The organism is Pedococcus sp., from assembly GCF_036000045.1.
GTDB lineage: Bacteria > Actinomycetota > Actinomycetes > Actinomycetales > Dermatophilaceae > Pedococcus.
The window spans coordinates 1-11512 of the sequence record NZ_DASYGF010000059.1 but is presented as its reverse complement, the minus strand read 5'-3'; the positions used below and the strand labels follow the sequence as shown (position 1 = coordinate 11512).

Here is an 11512-nt window from a genome sequence, read left to right as displayed (position 1 = left end):
GCGACGACCGGGGCAATGACCCACTTCTCCCGAAGCGAGAGATCGCGGCTGCCCTCGACGTCGGGCGAGACCGGCCCGGTCATCGTGCGCTGGTAAAGAATCAACATGTAGAGGGCCGCCAAGATGATGCCCACCGTGCCGATGCTCGCCGCGACCTTGTAGCGCGTGAACGAACCGACCAGTACGAGGAACTCGCTGACAAAGGTGTTGAGGCCGGGGAGTGCCAGCCCCGACAGGCAGGCGATCAGAAACGTGCCGGCCAGGATCGGTGCCACCTTCTGCATGCCGCCGAAGTCATTGATGCCGCGCGACTTGCGCCGGGCGATCATGAATCCGATGACCAGCAACAGCGCCCCAGTCGAGAAGCCGTGATTGACCATGTAAAGCGTTGCCCCGGCTTGACCTTGGCTGGTGAACGCAAACACACCGAGGGTGATCAGCCCGAAGTGCGAAACGGAGGTGTACGCCACCAGCCGCAGCATGTCTTTTTGCCCGATCGCCTGGAGCGCGCCGTAGATGACGCCCACGACGGCGAGAGTGAGCACAACTGGGGTGAACCAATGCGATGCATGCGGAAAGAGACCGAGGCAATAGCGGAGGAAGCCGAAGGTGCCGACCTTGTCGAGCACGCCGACGAGCAGCACGGCCGTCGCCGGGCGGGCCTCCGTGGCCGCGTCGGGCAGCCAGGTGTGGACGGGCCACATCGGCGCCTTGACCGCGAACGCGAAGAAGAACGCGACGAACATCAACCGCTGTGGCACGGTGCCGATCGACAGGCCGGTCAGCTTCGAGACCAGGAAGCCGTCATGGCCCCCGGGTCCGTAGTGGTACAGCGCGATGACGCCCACGAGCATCACCAGTCCCCCGGCGAGCGAGAAGAGCAGGAACTTCACCGCGGCATACTGCCGGCGCGGGCCGCCGTAGGCGCCGATCAGGAAGTAGACCGGGATGAGCATGGCCTCGAAGAAGACGTAGAACAGGAACACGTCGGTGGCCGCGAAGACGCCCACCATGAACGTCTCGAGGACGAGCATGAGCGCGAAGTAGTTCTTCTCACGGGCGCCACCCTCGGGCACGTCCTCCCACGCCGCGAGGATGCAGACCGGGGCAAGGATGACGGCCATGAGGATCATGACCAGGGCGATGCCGTCGACACCGAGGGCATAGGAGACCCCGAACTGCGGGATCCACTCGTGCTGCTCGGTGAGCTGGAACTGGGCGTGGGACCCGGGCGTGAACTGCAGCGCGGCGGCCACCCCGAGCACCAGGGTCAGCAGCGACGCGCCCAGCGCGATGTGCTTGGCCCGACCGGCGAGGCCGGCGGGGAGCGCGGCCACGACGGCAGCACCGATGAGGGGGACCAACCCCACCACGGTCAGCCACGGAAAGCTGGTCATCACTGGATCACCCACAGAGCGCCGAGAATGAGGACGACGCCGGTGAGCATCGTCAGGGCATAGGAACGCGCGAAGCCGTTCTGGACGCGACGCAACCGGCTGGACGTGCCGCCGACGAGCGCGGCCAGACCACCCACCGCCCCATCGACGCCGCGGTTGTCGGCGAAGACCAGCGAGCGGGTCAGGTGGATGCCGGGGCGCATGAACAGCCCCTCGTTGACCTCGTCCTGGTAGAGGTCGCGCCGCGCCGCATGCGTGACCAGCGAGCCGGCCGGCTGGACCACGGGGACCTCGTCACGCCAGTACCGCATCCACGCGAGGGCGATGCCGCCGGCGACCAGGAGCAGCGTCAGGGTCATCAGCAGCCATACCGGCACGACCGGCTCGCCCTCCGGGTGCGCGCCCACCACCGGCTGGAGCCAGTTCGTGAACACGCTCCCGATGCTGAGCACGAGGCCCAGCAGTGCCGAGCCCACGGCCAGCACGATCATCGGGATGGTCATGGTCCGGGGCGACTCGTGCGGGTGCACCGCGTTGTCGCCGTCGGTCCAGCGCCGCTTGCCGTGGAAGGTCATGAAGAACAGGCGCGACATGTAGAACGCGGTGATGCCGGCGCCGACCAGCGCGGCACCGCCGAAGACCCAGGGGCGCCAGCCGTCACCGATGAAGGCCGCCTCGATGATCTTGTCCTTGGACCAGAAGCCTGAGAACGGCGGCACCCCGAGGATCGCCAGCCACCCGAGCCCGAAGGTCACCCAGGTGATCTTCATGACTCCGGACAGGCCGCCGAACCGGCGCATGTCGACCTGGTCGTTCATGCCGTGCATCACCGAGCCGGCGCCGAGGAACATGCCAGCCTTGAAGAAGCCGTGCGTCAGCAGGTGGAAGATCGCGAAGGCGTAGCCGACCGGCCCCAGCCCCGCGGCCAGCATCATGTAGCCGATCTGCGACATGGTCGACGCTGCGAGCGCCTTCTTGAGGTCGTCTTTGGCGCAGCCGACGATCGCTCCGAACAGCAGCGTGATCGCGCCGACGATGGTGACCATGAGCTGGGCGGTCGGCGCCAGGTCGAAGATCGCGTGGCTGCGCACGACCAGGTAGACACCGGCGGTCACCATCGTCGCCGCGTGGATCAGCGCGGACACCGGCGTCGGGCCGGCCATGGCGTCGCCGAGCCAGCTCTGCAGCGGGAACTGCGCGGACTTGCCACAGGCGCCGAGGAGCAGCATCAGCCCGATCGCGGTCAACACACCCTGGTTGGCGTGCGAGGCGCCTTGGAAGACACCTGCGAAGTCCACCCGGCCGAAGGTGACGAACATGAGCATGATCGCGACCGACAGCCCGAAGTCACCGACGCGGTTGACGACGAACGCCTTGTTGGCCGCAGTGGCATACGCGGGGTTGTGGTTCCAGAACCCGATCAGCAGGTAGGACGCCAGGCCGACGCCCTCCCAGCCGACGTAGAGCAGCAGGTAGGAGTTGGCCAGGACCAGTAGCAGCATCGAGGCCACGAACAGGTTGAGGTAGGCGAAGAACCGCCGCTTGTCCGGGTCGTGCTCCATGTAACCGAGGGAGTAGACGTGGATCAGCGAGCCGACGAAGGTCACCAGCAGCACGAACGTCATGGAGAGCTGGTCGAGCAGGATCCCGGCGTCCACGTGGAACGCCCCGGCCGGCACCCAGTTGAACAGGTGGATCGACACCGCCCGGTCGCTCCCGGACCGGCCGAGCATCAGCATCCAGAGGACGAAGCCGACCACGAACGAGCCCCACGACATGGCGGTCGCGAACACCGGGCCCCAGCCGTCGGTCGCCCGGCCGCCGAGCAGCAGCACGGCAGCCCCAAGGACCGGCAGAGCCACCAGGAGCCAGGCGTATGCCGAGAAGCCGGTGGCCGCGTGCGCGGACGCCGCGGCCCCATCGGCGGCAATGGTTACGAGGGAAGTCACCTGTCGGCCCCTTCTACAGCTTCAGCAGGTTGGCGTCGTCGACCGAGGCCGACCGGCGGGCACGGAAGATCGCGATGATGATCGCCAGCCCGACGACGACCTCGGCGGCCGCGACGACCATGACGAACAGTGCGATCACCTGGCCGTCGAGGCTGCCGTGGATGCGCGCGAAGGTCACGAACATCAGGTTGGTGGCGTTGAGCATCAGCTCGACACCCATGAAGACCACGATCGCGTTGCGGCGCAGCAGCACCGTGGCGCCGCCGATCGCGAACAGCAGCGAGGCGAGGTAGATGTAGTTGATGAGGCTCATCGGGTTTCGCCCTCCTCCAGCTCGCGCTCGATGGCGTGCTCGGCGTCGATGTGGCGGGTGGGCACGGTGACCTGCTCGCGCGCGCTGAGCACCCGCGACACCGAGAGCTCGCTCGGCGTGCCGTCGGGCAGCAGGGCCGGGGTGTCGACCGCGTTGTGGCGGGCGTAGACACCGGGGGCCGGCAGGCCGGCGACGTTGCGGTTCTCACGCACGCGACGCTCGGACCACATCCGCTGGCTGGGCTTGGCCCCCAGACGCTCACGGTGCGCCAGCACCATCGCGCCCAGCGCTGCCGTGATGAGCAGGGCTGAGGTGACCTCGAAGACCCAGACGTACTGGCCGAAGATGAGCTCGGCCACGCCGCTCACGTTGCCTTTGGACTGGTTGACCAAGGCCAGGCCCCGCACAGGGCCGAGCTGGACGCGACCCACCGCGGCGAAGATCAGCGCGGCCAGGCCGAGGCTGAGCAGCGCGGAGGCCCACTTCTGGCCCTTCAGGGTCTCCACCAGGGAGTCGGAGGAGTCGACGCCGACCAGCATGAGCACGAACAGGAAGAGCATCATCACCGCGCCGGTGTAGACGAAGATCTGGATGATCCCGAGGAAGTCCGCCTGCTGGGCGATGTAGAAGATCCCGAGGTTGATCATCACCAGCGCCATGCCGATCGCGGCGTGCACGGCCTTCTTGGCGAAGATCAGGCCCAGAGCCGCCAGCACGCTGATCGGCCCGAGGATCCAGAACATCACCGCCTCGCCCATGCCCGTCATGCGCTCTGCCCTTCCTGCGCTGCGTCCGAAAGCTCGCCCGAGTGCTCTTTCGCCCAGGTCTCCTGCTCGGGCGTCGCCCGCGTGACCTTGCCCTGGTAGTAGTCGCGCTCCTCGAGCCCGTCGACCATCGGGTGCGGCGGCGGGAGCATGCCCTGCTGCAGCGGGGCCAGCAGCTGGTCCTTGGTGAAGATGAGGTCGCCGCGGTTGTCGTCGGCCAGCTCGTAGAAGTTGGTCATCGTCAGGGCGCGCGTCGGGCAGGCCTCGATGCACAGGCCGCAGAAGATGCAGCGCAGGTAGTTGATCTGGTAGACGCGGCCGTACCGCTCGCCCGGTGAGAACCGGCCGAGCCCACCTGACGCCGGGTCGCGGTCGTCGTTGGCGGCACCCTCGACGAGGATGGCGTCTGCGGGGCACGCCCAGGCGCACAGCTCGCACCCGACGCATTTCTCCAGGCCGTCAGGGTGGCGGTTCAGCTGGTGCCGGCCGTGGAAGCGCGGCTGGGTCGGCCGCTTGACCTCGGGGTACTCCTCGGTCTCCAGCTTGCGGAACATGGTGGCGAAGGTGACGCCGAATCCGCCGACCGGGGCGAAGAGGTCGGCGAAGAGCCCGCCCTTCTTCTGCTCGTCAGCCACGGGTGGACTCCTTCTCGAGGGCACGGTCACTAGCGTCCAGGGTCGGCTCCTTGAGCCGCTGTCCCGGGAGCGGCGGCACGGGGTAGCCACCGGCATAGGGGTCGATCTCCTCCGGCGGTGCGGCCTCCCGGGCAGCCCGCGCCTCGGCGGCCCTGCCCTCCCAGAGGTAGTAGGCCAGCAGCACACCCGCGGCGACGACCACCACGAACAGGAAGCTCAGCAGCGGGTACTGCCGCCCTGCCAGGGTGAAGGTCGGGCCCGCGATGAAGCCGAGCTGGCTGGCGCGGATGAAGGCGACGACGACCACCCACGCGAGCGTCACGGGGATGAGGAACCGCCAGCCGAACCGCATGAACTGGTCATAGCGCACGCGCGGCAGCGAGCCGCGGAGCCAGACGAAGACGAACATGAACAGCCAGAGCTTCACCACGAACCAGAGCAGCCCCCACCAGCCGTGGTTGAAGAGCCCGCCGTCGATGGCGGCGATGCCGGGAGGCGCCTGCCAGCCACCGAGGAACATCGTGGTCGCCAGTGCGGAGACGGTGAACATGTTGACGTACTCACCGAGGAAGAACATCGCGAACTTCAGCGAGGAGTACTCGGTGTGGAAGCCACCGGTCAGCTCACCCTCGCCCTCGGCCAGGTCGAACGGCAGACGGTTGGTCTCGCCGACCATCGTGACGACGTAGACGAAGAAGCTGAAGAACGCCGGGACGATGTACCAGAGGCTCCGCTGGGAGTAGACGATCTGCGAGGTCGACATCGAGCCGCTGTAGATGAACACGGCGACGAGCGACAGGCCCATCGCGATCTCGTACGAGATGACCTGCGCGGTCGAGCGCAGGCCACCGAGCAGCGGGTAGGTCGAGCCCGAGGACCACCCGGCCAGCACGATGCCGTAGACGCCCACGCCGGCGACGGCGAGCACGAGCAGCACCGCGACGGGGATGTCGGTCAGCTGCAGCGGGGTGTGGTGGCCGAACATCCACACACTCGGGCCCATCGGGATGATCGCGAAGGACACGAACGCCATGGCACCGGCGATGGCGGGGGCGAGCGCGAAGACGACCTTGTCGGCCTTCCTCGGCGTCAGGTCCTCCTTCAGGGCCAGCTTGATGCCGTCGGCGAGGGTCTGGAGCAGACCGAAGGGACCGGTCCGGTTAGGACCGGGGCGCTGCTGCATCCGGCCGATGACGCGTCGCTCGAACCAGATGACGAGCAGCGTGTTGACGAGCAGGAACACGAAGACGAGCAGCGCCTTCACCAGGTGCAGCCACCAGGGCGTGTCGCTGAAGTCCGCACGCGGGTTGTCGACGACCGGCACGTCCGCGGCGATCACCGACGCGAGGTGCGGTAGGCCGGTCAGAGCCTGCGCGGCATACGTCACGGTGCTCACTGGGTGACCTCGCTTGTCTGCAGGAGTGCCTCGGCCTTGGCCAGGCCCACGACGATGCCGCCCTGCGTGAGCACGCGGCTGCCGATGGAGTTGGTGGGCAGCCAGACGACGTGGTCGACCATGCCCTCGGTGACGACGACCGGCAGGACAACCCGGCTTTCGCCGTGGGTCACGGCCACCGTGTCGCCGTCGGCGACACCGGCCGCCTCGGCGGTGGCCGTCGAGACTCGCGCGACGGCCTCGGGGGCCGTGCCCGCCAGGAACGGCTCGCCGTCCTGGAGCGAGCCCCGGTCGAGCAGGTGGTGCCAGGTGGCGAGGACCGCCTCGCCCTCACCGGCGGCAGGCACCGGGCCCACCGGCACGGAGGGGGCACTAGGCCGGTCACCGGTCCAGGGGCCCAGCATGCGCATCTCGGCCCGCACCTCGGCGAGCGAGCGGGCGCCCAGGAAGGCGCCCATCTCGGCAGCCAGCATGTCGAGCACGCGGTAGTCGGACTGCGCGGCGGAGGCCAGCGCAGCCTCGAAGGGACGCGGGCGCCCCTCCCAGTCCACGAAGGTGCCGCCCTTCTCGGCGTGCGGCGCCACCGGCAGCACGACGTCGGCGACCGCCGTCACGGACGAGCGGCGCAGCTCCAGGGAGACCACGAAGGTCTTGGCCAGGGCCTCTTCGCTACGCAGGTCTGCGAGGTCGGCCGCGTCGACGCCGCCGACGACCAGCGCGTCGATCTGACCCGCCGTGGCAGCCTCGAGGATGCCGGCGGTGTCACGTCCGGGCGCATCGGGCAGCCCGACCACGCCCCACGCCTCTGCCACCTGCTCGCGGGCCACCGGGTCCGAGACCGGGCGCCCGCCCGGCAGCAGGGTGGGCAGCGCACCGCTCTCGAGGGCACCACGCTCACCGGCGCGGCGCGGCACCCAGGCCACTCGCGCTCCCTGGGCGGCGGCCAGCGCGGCCGCTGCAGACAGTGCGCCGGGCACGGTCGCCAGCCGCTCGCCGACCAGCACGATGGCGCCCTCGGTCTCAAGGGCAGCGGCAGCCGCCGCGGCTGCACCGTCACCGGTCACGCCGTCGCTCAGCGCACGCAGCACCTCGGCCTCGGTGCCGGGGGCAGCGGGGATCAGGGTGCCGCCCAGCTTGGCGAGGCCGCGGGTGGCGAACGGTGCCACGGCATACACGGCTGTCTTGTTCCTGCGGTTCGCCTTGCGCAGGCGCAGGAACACGATCGGGCTCTCCTCCTCGGGCTCGAAGCCCACGAGGACGACGGTCTTGGCCCGCTCGAGGTCGTCGTAGGTCACGGACCCACCGTCGGGGCCCGTCGCCACGACGCTGGAAGCGAGGAACTCGGCCTCCTCGGCGGAGTGCGGCCGGGCCCGGAAGTCGACATCGTTGGTAGCCAGCACCGCTCGCGCGAACTTGCCGTAGGTGTAGGCGTCCTCGACGGACACGCGCCCGCCGGTCAGGACTCCGACGCCCCGCGCCCGCTGGAGGCCGGCTGCCGCGGCGGCCAGCGCCTCGGGCCAGGAGGCCACCTGGAGCTCGCCCTGCTCGTCGCGCACCATCGGGAACTCGATGCGGTCACCCGTCGTGGCGTACTGGAACGCCCAGCGGCCCTTGTCGCAGTTCCAGTCCTCGTTGACCACCGGGTCGCTGATCGCCATGCGCCGCAGCACAACGCCGCGGCGGTGGTCGGTGCGGATGCCGCAGCCGGACGCACAGTGCTCGCAGACGCTGGGCGTCGACACGAGGTCGAACGGGCGGCTGCGGAAGCGGTAGGCGGCACCGGTCAGCGCGCCCACGGGGCAGATCTGGACGGTGTTGCCTGAGAAGTAGGACTCGAACGGCTTCTCCTCGTAGATGCCGACCTGCTGCAGCGCACCGCGCTCGACCAGCGCGATGAACGGGTCGCCGGCGATCTGGTCGGAGAAGCGGGTGCACCGAGCGCACAGGACGCAGCGCTCACGGTCGAGCAGCACCTGGGAGGAGATGTTGATGGGCTTGGGGTAGGTCCGCTTGACGTCCTCGAAGCGCGAGACGGCCCGGCCGTTGCTCATCGCCTGGTTCTGCAGGGGGCACTCGCCACCCTTGTCGCAGACCGGGCAGTCCAGCGGGTGGTTGATGAGCAGCAGCTCCATGACCCCCTGCTGCGCCTTGTCGGCGACCTTGGAGGTCTGCTGGGTCTTGACCTCCATGCCCTCCGAGACCGTGATGGTGCAGGAGGCCTGGGGCTTCGGCATCGGGCGCAGCTGGCCGTCGGGGCCCGGCGTCGCGATGTCGACGAGACACTGACGGCACGCGCCGACCGGCTCGAGCAGCGGGTGGTCGCAGAACCGCGGGATCTCCACGCCGACCTGCTCGGCCGCTCGGATCACCAGGGTGTGCTTGGGGACCGACACGTCCACGCCGTCGATGGTGAGCCTGACCAGGTCGACGGGGGCGGGGACCGAGGCGTCACCACCCGTGCTGACGGCGTTGCCTCCGGCGCTGGGGCTCGTGGTCACACTCATGCGGGTACCGAATCCTTGGCGAACAGGGTGGACTCTCGGGGGTCGAACGGGCAGCCCTGGTGCTCCAGGTGTGCCAGGTACTCCTCGCGGAAGTACTGGATGCTGCTCGTGATCGGGCTGGTCGCGCCGTCACCGAGCGCGCAGAAGCTGCGGCCCAGGATGTTGTCGCAGATGTCGAGGAGCTTCTCGAGGTCCTCCTCGTCACCGTGCCCGTGCTCGAGGCGGCCGAGGATCTGCTTGAGCCACCACGTGCCCTCGCGGCACGGGGTGCACTTGCCGCAGGACTCGTGCTTGTAGAAGTCGGTCCACCGGTCGACGGCGCGCACGACACAGGTCGTCTCGTCGAAGATCTGCAGCGCGCGGGTGCCCAGCATGGAGCCAGCCTTGGCGACCGACTCGAAGTCGAGCGGGACGTCGAGGTGCTGGTCGGTGAACAGCGGCGTCGACGAGCCACCCGGCGTCCAGAACTTGAGCTTCTTGTTGGGGTCGCGCATGCCGCCGGCCATGTCGAGCAGCTCGCGCAGGGTGATGCCGAGCGGCGCTTCGTACTGGCCGGGGCGCTTGACGTGGCCCGAGAGGCTGAAGATGCCGAAGCCCTGCGACTTCTCCGTGCCCATGCCCGAGAACCAGTCGGCCCCGTGCAACAGGATGGGCGGGACCGAGGCGATGCTTTCGACGTTGTTGACGACCGTGGGCCGGGCATAGAGGCCCGCGACGGCTGGGAACGGCGGCTTCAGACGCGGTTGCCCGCGACGGCCCTCGAGGCTGTCGAGCAGCGCGGTCTCCTCACCACAGATGTAGGCGCCCGCACCCGCGTGCACCGTGACGTCGAGGTCGAACCCGGAGCCGAGGATGTTCTTGCCGAGGTAGCCCGCGGCATACGCCTCCTCGACGGCGCGCAGCAGCCGGCGGTAGACGTGCACGACCTCGCCGCGCAGGTAGATGAACGCGTGGTTGCATCCGATCGCGAACGACGTGATCGCGACCCCCTCGATCAGGAACTGGGGCGCCGCCATCATCAGCGGGATGTCCTTGCAGGTGCCCGGCTCGGACTCGTCGGCGTTGACCACGAGGTAGCGCGGCCCACCGTCCGGCGGAGGCAGGAAGCCCCACTTCATGCCCGTCGGGAAGCCGGCGCCGCCACGGCCGCGCAGGCCGGAGTCCTTGGTCATCTGGACGAGGTCCGCGGGCTTCATGCCGAGCGCCTTCTTCAGCGCCTGGTAGCCCTCGTTCTTCTCGTACGTCGCGAGCGTCCAGGACTGGGGGTCGTCCCAGAACTTAGTGAGGATCGGGGTCAGCGTGGTGCTCATGCCTCGTCCTTCCCGTCAGTCTCGTCGAAGAGAGTCGCAGGTGCGTCGCCCGGCTTCTCGTCGGCGGCGTTGGCGGTGGAGTCCGTGGAGGTATGCCGTCCCGGCGCGGTCTTGACGGACGTCGCCTTCGGCTGGTGCTCGTCCTTGGCGTGGTCATCGGCCGCTGCGCCGTTGGTCCCCGGCGCCGTCCAGTCGTTGTCGCGAGCCAGGCGCAGGCCCTCCAGCGAGGCCGGGCCGGCGCCCACGCCCTCGTCGGCGAGGCCGTCGTGGAACCCGGCGAGGACCCTGGAGACCTGCTTGAAGGAGCAGACCCGGCTCGCCCCACGGCTGGGGGCGACGTCCTTGCCGGCGCGCAGGTCGTCGACGAGCTGCTTGGTCGACTCCGGCGTCTGGTTGTCGAAGAACTCCCAGTTGACCATGACCACAGGGGCGTAGTCGCACGCGGCGCTGCATTCGATGTGCTCGAGGGTGAGCGCGCCGTCGGGGGTCGTCTCGTCGTTCCCGATGTCGAGGTGTTCCTTCAGCGCAGCGAAGATGGCGTCCCCTCCGAGCACCGCGCACAGCGTGTTGGTGCATACCCCGACGTGGTAGTCGCCGACGGGGCGGCGCTTGTACATCGAATAGAAGGTGGCGACTGCGGACACCTCGGCCGTGGACAGCTCGAGCATCTGGGCGCACAGTGCGACGCCCTCGGTGGTGACGTAGCCCTCCTCGGCCTGCACCAGGTGCAGCATCGGGAGCAGCGCAGAACGGGGCCGCGGGTAGCGGGCGATGATCTGCCGCATCTGCGTGCGCGTGTCGTCGGTCAGCGGCATCGTTACCGGTCCACTCCGCCCATGACGGGGTCGATGCTGGCGACCGCCGCGATCACGTCGGCGACCATGCCGCCCTCCGACATGGCCGCTGTCGCCTGCAGGTTGGTGAACGACGGGTCGCGGTAGTGCACGCGGTAGGGCCGGGTCCCGCCGTCGGACACGACGTGCACGCCGAGCTCGCCGCGCGGGGACTCCACGGCTTGGTACACCTGCCCGACGGGCACCCGGAAGCCTTCGGTGACCAGCTTGAAGTGGTGGATCAGTGCCTCCATGGACTCGTCCATGATGTGCCGGATGTGGTCCAGGGAGTTGCCCAGCCCGTCCGAGCCGAGGGCGAGCTGCGCGGGCCAGGCGATCTTGCGGTCGGCCACCATGATCGGGCCGGGGCGTAGCCGGTCCAGGCACTGCTCGACGATCTTCAGGGACTCG

The 11512-nt window shown here is 69.0% G+C and carries 9 protein-coding genes and 1 pseudogene; all 10 read right to left on the bottom strand.

Features of this window, described 5'->3' with window-relative positions; translation table 11 throughout:
* The coding region (locus VGN50_RS09195; protein ID WP_327444454.1) for an NADH-quinone oxidoreductase subunit M at positions 1 to 1397 on the bottom strand (1397 nt) is incomplete at its 3' end.
* On the bottom strand, positions 1397 to 3346 hold the full coding sequence (gene nuoL / locus VGN50_RS09190; RefSeq protein WP_327444453.1) for an NADH-quinone oxidoreductase subunit L: 1950 nt from the start codon (positions 3344 to 3346) through the stop codon (positions 1397 to 1399). The genes nuoL and VGN50_RS09195, both read right to left, overlap by 1 nt.
* A gap of 13 nt (positions 3347 to 3359) precedes the next feature.
* Positions 3360 to 3659 carry an NADH-quinone oxidoreductase subunit NuoK gene (nuoK, locus tag VGN50_RS09185; RefSeq protein ID WP_327444452.1) on the bottom strand — a complete coding sequence of 100 codons (300 nt, stop codon included), beginning with the start codon at positions 3657 to 3659 and terminating at the stop codon, positions 3360 to 3362.
* Positions 3656 to 4426: an NADH-quinone oxidoreductase subunit J gene (locus VGN50_RS09180; protein WP_327444451.1), complete on the bottom strand. Its 771-nt coding sequence runs from the start codon at positions 4424 to 4426 to the stop codon at positions 3656 to 3658. The genes nuoK and VGN50_RS09180 overlap by 4 nt, the downstream gene beginning before the upstream one ends.
* The gene (gene nuoI / locus VGN50_RS09175; RefSeq protein ID WP_327444450.1) at positions 4423 to 5058 is read right to left on the bottom strand and encodes an NADH-quinone oxidoreductase subunit NuoI; all 636 of its coding nucleotides are present in this window, start codon (positions 5056 to 5058) and stop codon (positions 4423 to 4425) included. The genes VGN50_RS09180 and nuoI overlap by 4 nt, the downstream gene beginning before the upstream one ends.
* Positions 5051 to 6424, bottom strand: a complete 1374-nt coding sequence (gene nuoH, locus VGN50_RS09170) for an NADH-quinone oxidoreductase subunit NuoH (RefSeq protein WP_414694589.1) — start codon at positions 6422 to 6424, stop codon at positions 5051 to 5053. Before nuoH ends, nuoI begins: the two co-directional genes overlap by 8 nt.
* Positions 6425 to 6450: 26 nt before the next feature.
* Positions 6451 to 8958, bottom strand: coding sequence for an NADH-quinone oxidoreductase subunit G (locus tag VGN50_RS09165; RefSeq protein ID WP_327444448.1), 2508 nt, complete (start codon positions 8956 to 8958; stop codon positions 6451 to 6453).
* Positions 8955 to 10268, bottom strand: a complete 1314-nt coding sequence (nuoF, locus tag VGN50_RS09160; protein ID WP_327444447.1) for an NADH-quinone oxidoreductase subunit NuoF — start codon at positions 10266 to 10268, stop codon at positions 8955 to 8957. Before nuoF ends, VGN50_RS09165 begins: the two co-directional genes overlap by 4 nt.
* Positions 10265 to 11083: an NADH-quinone oxidoreductase subunit NuoE gene (gene nuoE, locus VGN50_RS09155; RefSeq protein WP_327444446.1), complete on the bottom strand. Its 819-nt coding sequence runs from the start codon at positions 11081 to 11083 to the stop codon at positions 10265 to 10267. Before nuoE ends, nuoF begins: the two co-directional genes overlap by 4 nt.
* 2 nt (positions 11084 to 11085) lie before the next feature.
* A pseudogene (locus VGN50_RS09150) lies at positions 11086 to 11512 on the bottom strand (NADH dehydrogenase subunit D); the annotation flags it as partial.